Source organism: Pseudohoeflea suaedae, assembly GCF_004354915.1.
In the GTDB taxonomy this organism is placed as follows: domain Bacteria; phylum Pseudomonadota; class Alphaproteobacteria; order Rhizobiales; family Rhizobiaceae; genus Pseudohoeflea; species Pseudohoeflea suaedae.
In genome coordinates this window covers 2,057,976-2,074,977 of sequence record NZ_SMSI01000001.1, presented here as the reverse complement: position 1 = coordinate 2,074,977, position 17,002 = coordinate 2,057,976, and the positions used below count along the sequence as shown (strand labels likewise).

Sequence of the window (17,002 nt, the reverse complement as noted above, 5' to 3'; positions counted from 1 at the left end):
AAGCCGCGGCAGGATTTTCTTCACGACAGAACGCGCTTCAGGACATCGGCGAAACGCGACTGCACCTCGTCTCGCCGAATGTGACGGCCTGCCTGCACCACGTGCGCCCCGGCGGCCCATACGTCGGACACACCCGTGTCGCGGCCGAAAATCCAGCGATCGAGCAGCGCGTCACCCTGATCAAGCCCCAGAGGATCGCGCAAGCCCACGAGATCCGCCGGCGCGCCAGCCGCAAGTTCCGGAGTGGGAGCATCCAAGGCCTGCGCCCCGCCTGAAAGCGCCGCGTCGAACAACCTGCGCCCGGTCGAACCACCCTCTTCTGCCAGAACATTGCGCGCGCGGGACTGAAGCCGCTGACCGTATTCGAGAATGCGCAGTTCCTCGGCAACATCGATGCGCACGTTGGAATCCGTTCCGATCGCGATCCGGCCGCCTGCCTCCAGGAATTCGGGTGCCGGGAACAAGCCGTCCCCGAGATTGGCTTCGGTGACCGGGCACAATCCCGCAACGGCGTTCGAGGCCGCGACATGTCTTGTCTCGGCTTCGGTCATGTGCGTCGCGTGGATCAGACACCAGTTTTCATTCACATCGAAATTGTCGAGCAGCCATTCGACCGGGCGCCTGCCTGAGAAAGCCTGACAGTCCTCAACCTCCTGAACCTGCTCGGCGATATGAATGTGCAATTTGCGCCCCGGAAGCGCCTCGCAAAGCTGGCTGAGATCCTGATGGCTGGCTGCACGCAGCGAATGGGGCGCAAAGCCGACGCGATCCTGCGCTCGGCTCCGACGTGCGTCGCAACGCCCGACGAGATCGACAAAGCGCGCGACGGAATGGAGGAAGCGTCGCTGCCCCTCGTCCGGAGCGCGCGGCCCGAAACCGCCATGGGCATAGAAAACAGGCAGATGCGTCAGGGCGATGCCGGTTGCCTCTGCCGCGTCGAAAATCCGGTCTGACAGTTCGGCGGGATTGTCGTAGGGCGAACCGTCCGCCGCGTGGTGGAGATAATGGAATTCACCGACGCGTGTGTAGCCCGCTTCCAGCATCTCGACATAAGCCATCTCGGCAAGAGCCGCGACGTCTTCGGGACCGACCGACAGGGCGAAGCGGTACATCATTTGCCGCCAGGTCCAGAAGCTTTCACGCCCGGTGCCCCGCATCTCGGTCAACCCGGAGTGCCCGCGCTGAAACGCATGACTGTGCACGTTGGGCATGCCGGGCAGAAGCGTTGAGACCCGCACATCACCGGGTTGCGCCTCCGCGTCCGTCGTGACGGCGCCGACGAAGCCGCGAACGACCTCGATCCGGACATTATGGGCCCAGCCATCCGGCAACAGCGCCTTGTCTGCGAAGATCATGTTCTGCTGCTCCCGTTCCCAAATCCACTGCGATGACGGCGGACCGGCCAAAATTGACCTTTTCAACCGATGGCTGTTATGTATATACTTATTGAACAACGGATGCAAAGCTCAAAAACCGCACCGGGGACTCATATGCCAGACGCCCTTCTTCTTACCAATGCACGGCTCGCCTACGGAAACGACGAGCTGGTCGACATTGCCTTGCAAGATGGCCGGATCGCGTCCGTGGGCGCTGCGCTGCCGACGGAAAATCTCGAGGTCATCGACTGCGGCGGCCGCCTCGTCACGCCCGGACTGATCGACTGCCACACGCATATCATCCACGGCGGCGACCGGACCAACGAGTTCGAGATGCGCCTTGAGGGCGCCAACTACCAGGACATCGCCCGCGCCGGCGGCGGCATCGTTTCGTCGGTGGCAGCCACGCGCGCGCTCAACCCCGAGGAGCTGCTTGCCGCCTCCCTCACGCGCATAGACGCGCTTCTCGCCGAGGGCGTGACGACGCTCGAGATCAAGTCCGGATACGGCCTGTCGATCGTATCCGAACTCGACATGCTGCGAGCGGCGCGACTGCTGGAGACACGCCGGCCGGTGCGGGTCAAGACCACCTGGCTTGCCGCCCACACCATGCCGAAGGATTTCGACGGCAGCAGGGACGACTACATTCGCGACGTTGCCATCGCCGGACTGAAACAGGCGCATGAAGAGGGTCTCGTGGATGCAGTCGACGCATTCTGCGAATCCATTGCCTTCTCCGCCGAAGAAATCCGTCCGCTGTTCGAGACGGCCCGTAACCTGGGGCTCCCGGTCAAGCTCCATACGGAACAGCTCACGCGCTCCGGCGGAACCTCGCTCGCCGCTGAGTTCGGCGCCCTCTCCGTCGATCATTTCGAGTATGCAGACGATCCGGAAGTTCAGGCCATTGCCGCCTCCGGCACAGTGGCCGTTCTGCTGCCCGGCGCCTTCTACATGCTCAACGAAAAACAAAAGCCGCCTGTCGGCGCCCTGCGCAAGGCGGGCGTGCCGATGGCGCTGGCGACCGACTGCAATCCAGGAACATCGCCGGTCTCGTCCATTCTCACGACGATGAACATGGGCGCCGTCCTGTTCGGGCTGACCGTTCGCGAATGCCTCGATGCCGTCACGCTCAATGCCGCCAGGGCGCTTGGCCTTGAAAACGAAATCGGCGTTGTCGCACCCGGCGCATCCGCTGATCTCGCCATCTGGGATGCCGAGCGACCGGCACAACTCGTCGGGCGCCTCGGCGCAAATCTTCTGCATAAACGCATTTTCAAAGGAACAGTCGTCCATGGCTGAAACGCTCACGCCCGGCCAGGTGTCGCTTCGCACCCTGGCGGACATCTACTGGAACACAACCGAGATCACCCTGTCGGAGACCGCTCTTCCCGGCATCGAACGCGCGGCCGCCCGCATCGCGGAAGTCGCCGCCGGCAATGCGCCGGTCTACGGCGTCAATACCGGGTTCGGCAAGCTGGCTTCGATCCGCATCGAGAGCACCGATGTCGCCACCCTGCAGCGCAATCTGATCCTCAGCCATTGCTGCGGGGTCGGAGAGCCGCTGGCGCCGGAGATCGTGCGCCTGATCATGGTGCTCAAGCTGATGTCGCTGGGCCGTGGCGCGTCGGGCGTCCGACCGGAGATCGTCGCCCTGATGCAGGCCATGCTGAAATCAGGCGTGCTTCCCGTCATTCCTGAAAAGGGCTCGGTCGGCGCTTCGGGCGATCTCGCCCCCCTCGCCCACATGACGGCTGCGATGATCGGCGAAGGCGAAGCCTATCACCGGAATGAACGCCTTCCTGCCCGTGACGCACTCGCACGCGCGGGGCTCGAACCCGTTGTCCTGTCAGCCAAGGAAGGGCTTGCGCTGATCAACGGAACGCAGGTCTCGACGGCTCTGGCGCTCGCAGGCCTGTTCCGTGCCGAACGCGCGCTGCAGGCCGCGATCGTCACCGGCGCTCTTTCGACGGATGCGGCGATGGGCTCGACCGCTCCCTTCGCGGAGGAAATCCACACGCTGCGCGGCCACCGCGGGCAAATCGAGGTCGCGGCCACGCTGCGCAACCTTCTCAACGGTTCGCAGATCCGTGACAGCCACGCGGAGAACGACGAACGGGTCCAGGATCCCTATTGCCTGCGCTGCTATCCGCAGGTGGCCGGCGCCTGTCTCGACCTTCTGCGCCAGGCCGCCGCAACGCTCGAAATCGAGGCCAATGCCGCCACCGACAATCCGCTTGTCCTCTCTGATGGAGAGGTTGTCTCGGGCGGCAACTTCCATGCAGAGCCCGTCGCATTCGCGGCCGACATGATCGCATTGGCCGTGGCCGAAATCGGCTCGATCTCGCAGCGCCGCATCGCCATGCTCGTGGATCCTGCATTGAGCTTCGGACTTCCGGCGTTTCTCTCGCCCAAACCCGGCCTCAACTCCGGCCTGATGATCGCGGAGGTCACCTCCGCCGCCCTGATGAGCGAGAACAAGCAGCTCTCGCATCCGGCCTCGGTGGACTCGACCCCGACCTCCGCCAACCAGGAGGATCACGTGTCAATGGCATGCCACGGTGCCCGCCGGCTGCTGCAGATGACGCAGAACCTGTTCAATATCGTCGGCATCGAAGCCCTGACGGGCGCTCAGGGCATCGAGCTCAGGAGCCCGCTTGCCACCTCGGCGCCCCTGTCGTCGGCAATCGCGCGGCTCAGGCAGGACGTCGGTTCTGTCGTCGACGACCGCTACATGGCGCCCGATCTCGTGGCTGCCGCCGATCTGGTTCACTCCGGTGAACTCGCCGCCCCTGTTTACGAGATGCTCCCGGAGGTCTTCTGATGGAGCCGGTCATCATCAACAGGGGCGACAGCCCGCTCGTTCTCGGTCTGCCGCATACCGGCAGCCACGTACCGGAAGACATTTTCTCGAAACTGAACGATGAGGGCCGGCTGCTGCGCGATACGGACTGGCATATCGATAAGCTCTATGACGGGCTGATCGACGGTGCCACGACGGTCCGGGCGACATTCCATCGCTACGTCATCGATGCCAATCGCGATCCCTCCGGCCAGTCGCTCTACCCCGGACAGACCACGACCGGGCTGGTGCCCCTCACCACATTCGACAACATGCCGATATGGCGCGAGGGAGAGGAGCCGGACGAAGCGGAGATCAGCCGCCGCGCCGAACACTTTCATGCGCCCTATCACCGGGCACTCGAAGCCGAACTCGAGCGCGTGAAGGCCATTCACGGCTATGCCGTCCTCTACGATTGCCATTCGATCCGCTCGGTCATTCCATGGCTGTTCGACGGCATCCTGCCCGATTTCAACATCGGCACCGACGAAGGCCGCACCTGCGACCCGCTGATCGAGGAAGCGGCTTATTCCGCGACCAAGGCGACCGGTCGCACGCATGTGCTCAACGGGCGCTTCCGCGGCGGCTGGACGACACGGCATTACGGGCGCCCCGACAAGGGCTTCCACGCCGTTCAGATGGAACTCGCACAATCCTCCCATCTCGCGAGCGAAGTCCCGCCATTCGATCTGGATGGCGAAAAGGCCGACAGGCTGCGCAGGCAGCTTGCCGACATTCTTACTGGCATCATGCGCGCAGCGGCCGATGCCGCGGGCCGCGCGAACCGGCATTGAAAGGACAAACGGATGACCAACCCCCGTCACAATCAGCGCGATGTCTTTCCGCCGACCGGCACCGAGCTCAACGCCAAGAGCTGGCTGACCGAAGCGCCGCTTCGCATGCTGATGAACAACCTGCATCCGGACGTCGCCGAGAACCCGCACGAGCTCGTTGTCTATGGCGGCATCGGTCGGGCCGCGCGAACCTGGGACGACTTCGACGCCATCGTCGCGGCACTGAAGGATCTGGAAGCCGACGAAACGCTGCTGGTCCAGTCCGGAAAGCCGATCGCAATCGTCACGACGCACCCGGATGCGCCGCGCGTGCTGATCGCGAATTCGAATCTCGTGCCGAACTGGGCCAATTGGGAGCACTTCAACGAGCTCGATAAGAAGGGCCTGATGATGTACGGCCAGATGACGGCCGGCTCCTGGATCTATATCGGCGCCCAGGGCATCGTTCAGGGGACCTACGAGACCTTCGCGGAAGCCGGCCGCCAGCATTATGACGGCGACCTGACCGGCAAGTGGATCCTGACCGGCGGCCTCGGCGGCATGGGCGGCGCCCAGCCGCTGGCAGCCGTCATGGCCGGCGCCTGCTGCCTTGCCGTGGAGTGTGACGAGACCCGCGCCGACTTCCGCATCCGCACCCGATACTGCGACGAGAAGACCCACGACCTCGACGAGGCGCTGGCGATGATCGACCGATGGACCAAGGCGGGCGAAGCGAAATCCGTGGCGCTGATCGGAAACGCGGCGGACATCTTCCCGGAAATCCTGCGGCGGATGCAGGCAGGTGAAGACATGCCCAATGGCCGCCCAGACATCGTGACCGACCAGACATCGGCGCACGATCCCTTCCACGGCTATCTGCCCAGGGGCTGGAGCGTGGCCGAGTGGCGCGAGAAGCAGGAAAGCGATCCGCAGGCGGTGAACCGCGCCGCCCGCGCCTCGATGAAGGATCATGTCGAAGCCATGGTCGGTTTCTGGAATGCCGGCGTTCCGACGCTGGATTACGGCAACAACATTCGACAGGTGGCGCAGGAGGAAGGGCTGGAAAATGCCTTCGCCTTCCCCGGCTTCGTTCCCGCCTATATCCGTCCGCTCTTCTGCAGGGGGATCGGACCGTTCCGCTGGGCGGCACTCTCCGGCGATCCGGAGGACATCCGCAAGACCGACCAGGCGATGAAGGAGCTGTTTCCCGACAATGAGCACCTGCACCGCTGGCTCGACATGGCTCAGGAGCGCATCGCATTCCAGGGCCTTCCGGCGCGCATCTGCTGGATCGGCCTCGGCGACCGCCACCGCGCGGGTCTCAAGTTCAACGAGATGGTTGCCAATGGCGAACTCAAGGCCCCGGTCGTGATCGGCCGCGATCATCTCGATTCAGGTTCCGTCGCCTCACCGAACCGCGAGACGGAAGCGATGAAGGACGGATCGGACGCCGTTTCCGACTGGCCGCTTCTGAACGCGCTGACCAACACCGCGTCGGGCGCGACCTGGGTGTCGATCCACCATGGCGGCGGCGTGGGCATGGGCTTTTCCCAGCACGCAGGTGTCGTCATCTGTGCCGACGGAACGCCGGAAGCCGCCAGGCGTCTCGAGCGCGTTCTGTGGAACGATCCCGCCTCCGGCGTCTGGCGTCATGCCGATGCCGGCTATCAGGACGCCATCGACTGCGCGCGCGAGCACGGATTGCGGCTTCCGCGGATTCTCGGATCGTGACGAGGATTTATCGCGGGGTGGAGCGACGCTTCACCCCGTGGAAGAACGGCGGCGGCGAGACCGCGGAAATCCTGTGCGAACCGGCCGGTGCCGGTTTCGACGATTTCGACTGGCGCATCAGCACGGCGAAGGTCAGCCGGTCGGGGCCCTTCTCGCGCTTCCCGGGTGTCGATCGCGTTCTTACGGTGATCGAAGGCGGCGCGATGAGGCTGCGGTTCGAGGACGGCCGGACGACAGAGGCGCGCCCAGGCAGCGGGCCGCACCGGTTCCCGGGCGATCTCGGCTGCGACGCAGAGCTTCTGGCCGACGAACTTCTCGATCTGAACCTGATGGTCCGCCGGCCGTTTCAGGGGGCGGTTCATGAGGCCGGCGAAGCCATCGACACGGCAGATCTAAAGGCAGCCTATCTCTTCGCGCTCGATGAGCTGCACTCTCACGGGCTTGCCGCACATGACCTGATGGAACTGGCTGCCGTGCGGAAATTAATCGTTCCCGAAAACGCGCTGGTTCTGACGATCGCGCGCGGCAGCTAGATCGGGCTAGTGGCCGACCTTGGAATCGAATTCGGCAATCAGCTGATGGGCTTCGCCGGGATAAAGAAGGCGCGCGCAGGTCACCCAGTTCTCCTCGATCTGCGTTCGGCGCTGCACTTCCAGACAGGCAGCACCCACCGGCAACTCCAGGAGCATCGCATCGCGGCCGGACACGTTGATCGCCCTGACGTGATGCCGCGCCCTGGTCCAGGGCATGGTGCTCAGCAGCCAGGCGCCCGGCACTTCCCTCTCGAAATCGACCGTCATGGCATCCGGTGCGGTTGCGACATTGATGACGCGGGTTTCCAGGCAGAACGGCTCGTCGTTGGAATAGTGCAATCCCTGCAGGAAAAGGCAGTCGCTGGCGACGTCGTCTTCCTGGAGATTGAGGATCCTGCGATCCTGCGCGTTGCCTGAGCGTCTTTCGCTGGAAAGAAGCGACCATCGGTAGCGGCGACCGAGTGCGGCCACTTCCTCGCCGATATTGTTGATTGCAAGAACCGCGGATTCCGCGCGTGGCTGCGCCACCACAGTGCCGCTGCGCTTGCGGCGGATGACGAAACCGTCGGACGCCAGGCGGGTCAGCACCTTGTTCATCGTCATGCGGGAGACGCCGTACTGATCCGCAAGTTCGGTTTCCTTCGGAAGCGAGAAACCGGGCGGCCAGGTGCCATCCACGATCTTGCGTGAAAACTCTTCGAGGATCCGACCGTGCAGCGTGTCGGACTTTTCAATCGCCATCGTGTTCCTCGTCTCGCCCGGGCGCGTCTTGCGACGCGGCATTTATCGGGTCTTCCTCTCGCCCCACGTTGATACGCGAGCCGCGGCTTCAAGTATATACATCGTTCGCGCTCAGGGTCAGCGCGCATTCCAAACCCTGCCCAGAGTTGCACAGGCCGGATTAAGGTTAGATCAACGGTGAGCGCTTTCATGCACGGATACAAGGCGCGGGCGCCCGCGACACTCCCCCGCAAGCGATGTCGAGCAATCCGCTTTGATATAGACATATCGCCCGCATGAACGGGCGGCGTGTCCGGATTATTGCGCCTCGGCGATCTCGGCCATTTTCGTCATCACCACTGCCGCGCCGACCAGGCGCTTCTCGCCCGTCGGCAGATCGCGGGAAAGGAAAATGCTCTGATCGGGCCGTATCTTGGCGAGGCTGCCCTGCGTCGAGATGTACTTGACGAGGCCTGCCGGGTTCGGGAACTCGCCGTTGCGGAACTGGATGACGACACCCTTGGGCCCGGCATCCACCTTCTCGACATTGGCCTTCCGGCACAGCGACTTGATGTAGACGATCTTCAAGAGATGCTCGACTTCCGTCGGCAGCGGGCCGAAGCGGTCGATCATCTCGGCGCCGAAGCCGTCGATCTCGGAAATATCCGCGATATCGCCCAGACGGCGGTAGAGGCTCATGCGCAGGTTGAGATCGGGGACGTAGTTTTCCGGGATCATCACCGGCGTTCCCACCGTGATCTGCGGCGACCAGCCGGTGTCGACGATATCCTCGTCACCCTTGAGCTCGGCAACGGCTTCCTCGAGCATGTGCTGGTAGAGTTCGAAGCCGACTTCCTTGATGTGACCCGATTGTTCTTCGCCCAGCAGGTTGCCCGCCCCGCGTATGTCGAGATCGTGGCTGGCAAGCTGGAAGCCCGCCCCCAGCGTGTCGAGCGACTGGAGCACCTTGAGGCGCCGGTCGGCGGTCGCCGTCAGCGTCTTGTTGACCGGCAGGGTCAGGAGCGCGAAGGCACGCGCCTTGGAACGGCCGACGCGACCACGGATCTGGTAGAGCTGGGCAAGGCCGAACATGTCGGCGCGATGCACAACGAGCGTGTTCGCCGTGGGCACATCGAGACCGGATTCAACGATCGTCGTCGACAGGAGAACGTCATAGCTGCCGTCATAGAAGGCGTTCATGATGTCGTCGAGTTCGCCGGAGGCCATCTGGCCGTGCGCGATTGCGAATTTGAGTTCCGGCACATCCGAACGCAGCCATGCGGCGACGTCCTGGAGATCGGAAACCCTCGGACAGACGTAAAAGCTCTGACCGCCGCGATAATGTTCGCGCAGCAGCGTCTCGCGCACGGTCAACGTGTCGAACGGCGTGATGAAGGTTCTCACCGCCATGCGGTCGACCGGCGGCGTGGTGATAAGCGAAAGTTCGCGCACTCCGGTCATTGCGAGCTGCAATGTGCGCGGGATGGGCGTGGCCGACAGCGTGAGCACGTGGACGTCGCTCTTGATCTCCTTGAGCCGCTCCTTGTGCTTGACGCCGAAATGCTGCTCCTCGTCGACGATCAGCAGCCCGAGATTGGCAAAATCGACCGAAGAGCCCAAAAGCGCGTGAGTGCCGACGACGATGTCGCACTTGCCCGATTTCAGTTCCTGCTTGGTCAGCGCCAGTTCCTTCGTTCCCACAAGGCGCGAAGCCTGCGCGACGCGGATCGGGTAGCCTTTCAGCCGCTCGGCAAAGGTCTTGTAGTGCTGCCGTGCCAGAAGCGTCGTCGGCACGACGACGGCGACCTGAACGCCGTTCATGGCGGCGATGAAGGCGGCGCGCAGCGCGACCTCGGTCTTTCCGAAGCCGACGTCGCCGCAGACAAGCCGGTCCATCGGCTGGCCGGCCGCCAGGTCTTCCCGCACCGCCTCGATGGCGGCCATCTGGTCTTCGGTCTCCTCATAGGGGAACCGGGCCGCGAACTCGTCATAAAGGCCCTCAGGCGCAGCGAGCACCGGCGCCGAGCGCATGTGCCGCTCGGCGGCGATACGGATAAGACCCGCCGCCATGTCGAGAAGCCGCTTCTTGAGCTTGGCCTTGCGCGACTGCCACGCCACACCGCCCAGCTTGTCGAGCTGTACGCCTTCCCCGTCCGAGCCGTAGCGTGAGAGAAGCTCGATGTTCTCGACGGGCAGGAAGAGCTTTGCGCCCTCGGCATAATGCAGTTCGAGACAGGCATGGGGCGCACCCGCCGCCTCGATGGTTCTGAGGCCCATGAAGCGGCCGATGCCGTGCTCTGCGTGGACGACCAGCGAGCCCTCGTCGAGACCGGCGACTTCGGAAATGTAGTCCGCGCCGCGCTTCTTGCGCCGGTTGCGCCGAACAAGGCGGTCGCCGAGAATGTCCTGTTCGCCGACGACGACCGTCCCATCGGCCTCGAAGCCGCCCTCGACGGCGAGCACGGCCGCCGCTGCCTGGCCCTGCTTGAGCTTCGCGACGTCAGAGAATTTTTCGACACGCCTGACCTTTTCGAGCCCGTGCTCATCGAGCACCTGCAGGAGACGATCAAGCGAACCTTCGGTCCAGGCCGTGACGAGCACCTTGGAGCCATTGGCGCGCTTTTCGGCGATATGAGCGACCGCCTTGTCGAAAAGATTGACGCGCGCCTCGCCGTCCTCGCGCTTCTCGGCCTCGGCCGCCCAGCGCGGACCGACATGGGCATCGAGTTCGAAGACCTTGCGGACCGAGGTTTCCGGCTCGGTAAAGGGCGACAGCCGCAGCGAACCGGCGTGGTCGAGCGTGACGGAGAATTCCTGCTGGTCGAGATAGAGCGCGTCCGGGGGCACGGGCTTGTAGGGCGCTGCCTGGATGCCCTGCCCCTTGGACTGGGAAAGCTGTTCGTCACGGGACTGGTAATAGTCGACGATCTGCTCGCGGCGCTCTCCGGCTGCCTCGACCGCCACATGGTCGGTGACGATGCGAAAGCCGGCGAGATAGTCGAACACCGTTTCCAGACGTTCGTAGAAGAGCGGCAGCCAATGCTCCATGCCGGCGAAGCGGCGCCCTTCGGAGATCGCGGCATAAAGCGCGTCGTCGCGCGTCGCGGCGCCGAACTGCCGCAGATAATTGGCGCGAAAACGGCTCACGGTCTCGGGATCGAGCGAGACCTCGCTCATGGCGTTGAGCCTGAGTTCCCTCACCTGCCCCGTGGTGCGCTGGGAGACCGCATCGAAATTCCTGATCGTCTCGAGCGTATCGCCAAAGAAATCGAGACGGACGGGTTCGTCGGCACCGGGCAGGAAGGCATCGAGAATACCGCCGCGCACGGCATATTCGCCAACGTCGCGGACAGTCGCCACGCGATCAAAGCCCAGGCGTTCGAAACGGGCGGCGAGATCTTCCATCCTGATGACGCTGCCGGCGCGGGCGGAAAAGCCCATCTGGCGAATAGCATCGCGCGGTGGAACGCGCTGGAGCACCGCATTGACGGTGATCAGAACGATCGCGCCATGGGCGTTGTCCTCAATGGCCGCCAGGCCCGACAGCGCTTCGAGCCTGCGGGCCGACACGTCGGCACCGGGAGACACACGGTCATAAGGAAGGCAATCCCAGCCCGGCAGCGTAAGAACGGGAATGTCGGGCGCGAGAAAGGCCAGATTCTGCTCGATATCGACGATGCGCTGACCGTCGGAGAGAATGTAGGCGACCGGGCGGCCGGCGCGCGCCAGCTCCGCCAGCACGAAGGCATCCATTCCGGGGGGAACGGCGGACAGCGTTGCCGGACCTTCATAGCCCGTCAGCGATTTCAGGAGTTTTTCGGGTATCATTGCGGGTCGGTCCGCTCCGTCTTCAGTCCGCCATCGCCACCGAATTGGGGCCGGAATGCCGCGATGCGCTCGAACAGCGGCGTGGCCAGTTGCGGCGGGCACTCCTTCTCTCCGTTGATCCAGGACAGAAGATCGGCGTCATCCTCTCCCATAAGCGTTTCGAGCGTGTCGAGTTCCGCTTCGGTCAGGTCGGCGATCTGCTGGTCGGCGAAACCGCCGAGGATCAGATCCATTTCACGAATCCCGCGGCGCCAGGCGCGCACGAGCAGCCGCCGCCGGCGCGGGTCGAGGTCGGCACTGGTTCGGGTGGTTCCGGTCATGAGGTCCTTCTTTCGCGTCGCCTCAATAGCCGAACCGGGATCGGTTGTCAGCCATTCATCAAGCCTTGCAAATGACGCAGATAGTCCGTTTCCTGCGCCCATGCGACCGATCGAACTCGATTCCCTCTTCCGGCCCGTGGAAAACCTTCCCGGTATCGGCCCGAAACTCGCCGAAGCGCTGGCGCGCGTGACCGGACGGGAGGATGCCGACGACACCCGCGTGGTCGATCTTGTGCTGCTGCCGCCCTACAATCTGATCGACCGCAGCAAGAACCCCGGCATTGCCCATTCGCCCGAAGGCGTGATCGTGACGCTGACGGTGCGCGTCGACCGCCACCAGGCTGCACCACGCGGACGAGCCAACGTGCCGCACCGTGTATTCGTGCATGACGAGACCGGCGAACTGGCGCTGGTCTTCTTCAACGGCAAGCAGCAATGGCTCGAAAAACAGATGCCGGTCGGCGAAACGATCATCGTGTCCGGCAAGGTCGACTGGTATAATGGCCGTCCGTCCATGGTCCATCCGGACCATATCGTGCCCGAGGCCGAGAAGGACGAGCTGCCGCTTTACGAGCCGGTGTACCCGCTTACCGGCGGGCTGTCGCCGAAAGTGTTGCGCAAGGCAGTCGCCTCGGCACTGACGCAGCTGAAACCGCTGCCGGAGTGGTGCGACCGGCACTTCATCACGCAGCACGGCTTCCCCAGTTTCGATGAAGCGGTCCAGCGGCTTCATGCGCCTGAAGATGCTGCCGATCTCGATCCCAAGGCACCCGCCCGCCGCCGTCTCGCCTATGACGAGCTGCTGGCCGGCCAGGTGTCGCTTGCCATGGTCCGCAGCCGGCTGAGGAAGCTTCCCGGCCGCTCGATCAGGGCAGAGGGAACATTGCGTGGAAAAATTCTTGGCCACCTTCCCTTCTCGCTGACCGGCAGTCAGGACGCCGCCATCAGGCAGATCCTAGCCGACATGACCAGCGAGGATCGGATGATCCGTCTGCTGCAGGGCGATGTCGGCTCCGGCAAGACGGCGGTCGCCCTTCTCACGATGGCCGACGCCGTGGAAGCCGGCGGCCAGGCCGTGCTGATGGCGCCGACCGAAATCCTTGCGCGCCAGCACTACGCCTCCATCAAGGGCCCTGCGGAAGCCGCGGGGGTTTCGGTCGACGTGCTGACCGGGCGGAGCAAGGGCCGCGAACGCACCGAAATCCTCGGACGGATCGAGAGCGGCGCGGCGCAGATCATCGTCGGCACCCATGCGCTGTTCCAGGAATCGGTCGTCTACAAGAACCTCACCTATGCGGTGGTCGACGAGCAGCATCGTTTCGGCGTGCACCAGCGTCTGCGGCTGACCGCCAAGGGCCAGGCGCCGCACATGCTGGTGATGACGGCGACGCCCATCCCGCGCACTCTCGTTCTCTCCGCCTTCGGGGACATGGACGTCTCGCAGCTCACCGACAAGCCGGCGGGCCGGAAGCCAATCTCCACGGCGACGATCCCCGACGAGCGGCTGGGCGACATCGTCGGACGTCTCAAATCCGCCGTCCAGGAGGGCAAGAAGGCCTACTGGATCTGCCCGCTGGTCGAGGAGAGCGAAAAGAGCGACCTGATGAGCGCGGAAGAGCGCGCGGCGAGCCTCAGGAAGGCGTTCGGCAAGGACCTCGCGCCGCTTGTCGGGCTGGTTCACGGGCGCATGTCCGGCGAGGAAAAAGACCGCGCCATGACAGCCTTCAAGACCGGCGAGACCCGTCTTCTCGTGGCCACGACCGTGATCGAGGTGGGTGTCGACGTCCCCGACGCCACGATCATGGTGATCGAGCATGCCGAGAATTTCGGCCTGTCACAGATCCACCAGCTGCGCGGCCGGGTCGGTCGCGGCTCGGAAGCCTCGAGCTGTCTCCTCCTTTATCACGGCCCGCTGAGCGAGACGGCGCATGCGCGGCTGGCGGTCCTGCGCGACAGCGAGGACGGTTTCCGGATTGCCGAGGAAGACCTGCGGCTGCGCGGCGAAGGCGACCTTCTCGGAACCCAGCAATCGGGCATGCCGGGCTTCCGGCTGGCCGATCTCTCTGCCCATGGCGATCTTCTGGAAATGGCGCGGAACGATGCACGGCTCTTGAGCGAGACCGATCCGGATCTCTCCGGCGTGCGCGGACAAGCCGTCAGGATACTGCTCTATCTCATGCGCCGCGACGAAGCGATCCGCTTCCTCCGGTCCGGCTGACGCCGGTCATTCGCTGACGGTGATCTGCTTCTGCTTGGACTTTGCCGGAAGCTTGGGCGGCGCAGGCGGATATTGCGGCGACACGAGGCCCGCGGAGATGACCATCTTTGCCGCTTCCTCGACCGTCATGTCGAGCATGATGATATCCTTGCGCGGCACGAATAGCAGGAAGCCGGATGTGGGGTTCGGCGTCGTCGGCAGGAACACCGAGATGGTTTCCTCACCGGGCAGCTTGTGGTCGACCTCGCCCTTGGTGTCGGTGGCGATGAACACGATGGACCACAGGCCCTTCCGGGGATACTCGATGAGGGCCGCCTGCTTGAACGAATTGTTCTGCTCCGCCAGTACCGTCTCGAAGATCTGCTTCAGTCCCTTGTAGAGCACACGCACCAGCGGCATGCGATCGAGAAGCGATTCTCCGAACCCGATAATGGTCCGGCCCACCAGGTTGGCGGTGAGGAAGCCGACCATGGTCAGCGCCACCAGCGCAACCAGCAGTCCGTAACCCGGGAGGCTGAAAGGCAGATAGGTATCGGGATTATAGGCCGAGGGAAGATAGGGTTTGACCCAGCCATCCACCCAGAGCACGAAAGACCAGGTGAGGTAGGCCGTGATGACCAGCGGCGCGACGACGATGAGACCGGTCAGGAAATAGCGCCTGAGGCGCATGCCGGCCGTGTTCTTCTTCACCGGTTCGTTCATCGACTGCCCTTCATGCGAAATCGTCAGGCAGCCTAAGTGCCGCCGCACGCCCGTTTATATGGCGTGCGGTGCAACATTCCGCAAGATGCGCGGACCGGCAGGCCTATTCGACCGTGACGGATTTGGCGAGGTTGCGCGGCTGATCGACGTCGGTGCCCATGAAGACCGCCGTATGATAGGCGATCAGCTGAACAGGAAGGGCATAGAGAAGCGGCGTGACGATTTCGGCAGCCTGCGGCAGCACGATCGTCTCCATCGTCTGGAGCGCCGTTTCGCGCGCGCCCCGCTCGTCGGTAATCAGCACGATGCGACCGCCGCGAGCAGCGACCTCCTGCATGTTCGACACAGTCTTTTCATAAAGCTGGTCGTGCGGTGCGATCACGATGACCGGCATGTCCTCGTCGATCAGTGCGATCGGACCATGCTTGAGCTCGCCCGCCGCATAGCCTTCGGCGTGGATATAGGAAATTTCCTTGAGCTTGAGCGCGCCTTCGAGAGCGAGCGGGAAATTGGTGCCACGCCCGAGATAGAGCACGTCCTTGAAATGGCTCAGGTCGCGCGACAGCGCCTCGATCCTGGGCTGTATTTCGCGCAGGACCTCGCCCAGCACACGCCGCCCCTCGACGAGGGCCTGCACCATTTCGGCTTCCTGCTCGTCCGACAGGGTGCCACGCGCCTTGCCCGCTGCGATCGCGAGCGCGGCAAGAACCGAAAGCTGGCAGGTGAAGGCCTTGGTCGACGCCACGCCGATCTCTGGTCCGGCGAGCGTCGGGAAAACGGCATCGGATTCGCGTGCAATCGTCGATTCCGGCACGTTGACGACCGCGCCGATGGTCACGCCTTCCGACTTGCAATAGCGCAGCGATGCGAGCGTGTCCGCAGTCTCGCCGGACTGGGACACGAACAGCGCAGCCATCTTGCCGGTCAGCGGCATCTCCCGGTAGCGGAACTCCGAGGCCACGTCGATCTCGACAGGCAGACGGGCGTAGCGCTCGAACCAGTACTTGGCGATGAGACCGGCATAATAGGCCGTGCCGCATGCAGAAATGGCCAGACGGTCGAGGTTTGCGAAGTCGATCCCCTCGATCGGCTTGGCCTTGCCTTCGGCAAAGTCGATATAATGCGAGAGCGTGTGGCTGATGACCTCCGGCTGCTCGTATATCTCCTTTTCCATGAAGTGCTTGTGGTTGCCCTTGTCGACCACATAGGCCGCACCCCGGCTGATGCGCCGGGCGCGCTCGACCTGCCGGCCGGACGCATCGTAGAATTCGGCGCCGGCCCGGGTGACGACGCACCAGTCGCCATCCTCGAGATAGGTCACTTCATCGGTAAAGGGCGCGAGCGCGATGGCATCGGAGCCGAGATACATCTCATCCTTGCCATGGCCGACAGCGAGCGGCGGGCCGTTGCGCGCACCGACGATCATTTCCTCGTCGTCACCCGAAAACAGGATGGCCAGCGCATAGGCGCCTTCGAGCCGCGAGATCGCGGCCCGGGCCGCATCGCGGGAGGCCATGCCTTCCGACAGGTAATGAGACACAAGGTGGGCGACGACTTCCGTGTCGGTCTGGGTGACGAATTCCGCCCCCGAGGCCGTCAGCTCACGACGCAGGCTGGCGAAATTCTCGATGATGCCGTTGTGAACGACGGCAACGCGGCCCGCGAAATGCGGATGCGCGTTGTTCTCGGTCGGCGCGCCGTGCGTCGCCCAGCGCGTGTGGCCGATGCCGATATGACCCGGAAGCGGGTTGGATGCGAGCCGGCCCTCGAGATTGCCGAGCTTGCCTTCGGCGCGCCGGCGGTCGAGCTTGCCGTCCTGGAGCGTGGCGACACCGGCGGAATCATATCCGCGATATTCCAGCCGCTTGAGCGCATCCACCAGCAGGGGCGCCACATCGCGCCCGCCAATGATCCCGACAATTCCGCACATAAATGGTCTCCCCTGATCCCGTTGGCGAAAGC

12 protein-coding genes are annotated in these 17,002 nt (G+C 64.0%); 6 read left to right on the top strand and 6 right to left on the bottom strand.

The window, feature by feature from the left end; translation table 11 throughout:
* Positions 1-20: 20 nt before the first annotated feature.
* A complete protein-coding gene (locus E2A64_RS09800; RefSeq protein WP_428977472.1) occupies positions 21-1,379 on the bottom strand; it encodes a formimidoylglutamate deiminase in 1,359 nt (452 codons plus the stop codon).
* A gap of 111 nt (positions 1,380-1,490) precedes the next feature.
* Between E2A64_RS09800 and hutI the strand changes: the two genes are divergently transcribed.
* Genes hutI through E2A64_RS09775 form a run of 5 tightly spaced genes read left to right on the top strand, consistent with a single transcriptional unit; the run spans position 1,491 to position 7,252 of the window.
* Positions 1,491-2,675 (top strand): imidazolonepropionase, encoded by a 1,185-nt coding sequence (gene hutI, locus E2A64_RS09795; RefSeq protein ID WP_244598203.1) that lies wholly within the window; start codon positions 1,491-1,493, stop codon positions 2,673-2,675.
* Positions 2,668-4,197, top strand: coding sequence for a histidine ammonia-lyase (gene hutH, locus E2A64_RS09790; RefSeq protein ID WP_133284158.1), 1,530 nt, complete (start codon positions 2,668-2,670; stop codon positions 4,195-4,197). Before hutI ends, hutH begins: the two co-directional genes overlap by 8 nt.
* Positions 4,197-5,009 carry an N-formylglutamate deformylase gene (gene hutG / locus E2A64_RS09785; RefSeq protein ID WP_133284157.1) on the top strand — a complete coding sequence of 271 codons (813 nt, stop codon included), beginning with the start codon at positions 4,197-4,199 and terminating at the stop codon, positions 5,007-5,009. Before hutH ends, hutG begins: the two co-directional genes overlap by 1 nt.
* A 12-nt stretch (positions 5,010-5,021) precedes the next feature.
* Positions 5,022-6,719, top strand: a complete 1,698-nt coding sequence (gene hutU, locus E2A64_RS09780; protein WP_133284156.1) for a urocanate hydratase — start codon at positions 5,022-5,024, stop codon at positions 6,717-6,719.
* Positions 6,716-7,252: a HutD/Ves family protein gene (locus E2A64_RS09775; protein ID WP_133284155.1), complete on the top strand. Its 537-nt coding sequence runs from the start codon at positions 6,716-6,718 to the stop codon at positions 7,250-7,252. The genes hutU and E2A64_RS09775 overlap by 4 nt, the downstream gene beginning before the upstream one ends.
* Before the next feature lie 6 nt (positions 7,253-7,258).
* Here the strand turns inward: E2A64_RS09775 and hutC are convergent, their stop codons facing one another.
* The 3 genes from hutC to E2A64_RS09760 all read right to left on the bottom strand — a co-directional run bounded on the left by hutC (position 7,259) and on the right by E2A64_RS09760 (position 12,120).
* On the bottom strand, positions 7,259-8,035 hold the full coding sequence (gene hutC / locus E2A64_RS09770) for a histidine utilization transcriptional repressor HutC (RefSeq protein WP_133284154.1): 777 nt from the start codon (positions 8,033-8,035) through the stop codon (positions 7,259-7,261).
* Positions 8,036-8,290: 255 nt separating this feature from the next.
* Positions 8,291-11,800, bottom strand: coding sequence for a transcription-repair coupling factor (gene mfd, locus E2A64_RS09765; protein ID WP_133284153.1), 3,510 nt, complete (start codon positions 11,798-11,800; stop codon positions 8,291-8,293).
* Positions 11,797-12,120: an FAD assembly factor SdhE gene (locus E2A64_RS09760; protein ID WP_133284152.1), complete on the bottom strand. Its 324-nt coding sequence runs from the start codon at positions 12,118-12,120 to the stop codon at positions 11,797-11,799. Before E2A64_RS09760 ends, mfd begins: the two co-directional genes overlap by 4 nt.
* A 100-nt stretch (positions 12,121-12,220) precedes the next feature.
* Between E2A64_RS09760 and recG the strand changes: the two genes are divergently transcribed.
* On the top strand, positions 12,221-14,338 hold the full coding sequence (gene recG / locus E2A64_RS09755; RefSeq protein WP_133284151.1) for an ATP-dependent DNA helicase RecG: 2,118 nt from the start codon (positions 12,221-12,223) through the stop codon (positions 14,336-14,338).
* A 6-nt stretch (positions 14,339-14,344) separates the two neighbouring features.
* Here the strand turns inward: recG and E2A64_RS09750 are convergent, their stop codons facing one another.
* Both E2A64_RS09750 and glmS read right to left on the bottom strand, forming a co-directional pair.
* Positions 14,345-15,040 carry a DUF502 domain-containing protein gene (locus E2A64_RS09750; RefSeq protein WP_133284150.1) on the bottom strand — a complete coding sequence of 232 codons (696 nt, stop codon included), beginning with the start codon at positions 15,038-15,040 and terminating at the stop codon, positions 14,345-14,347.
* Between the two features lie 103 nt (positions 15,041-15,143).
* On the bottom strand, positions 15,144-16,970 hold the full coding sequence (gene glmS, locus E2A64_RS09745) for a glutamine--fructose-6-phosphate transaminase (isomerizing) (protein ID WP_133284149.1): 1,827 nt from the start codon (positions 16,968-16,970) through the stop codon (positions 15,144-15,146).
* Positions 16,971-17,002: the final 32 nt, after the last annotated feature.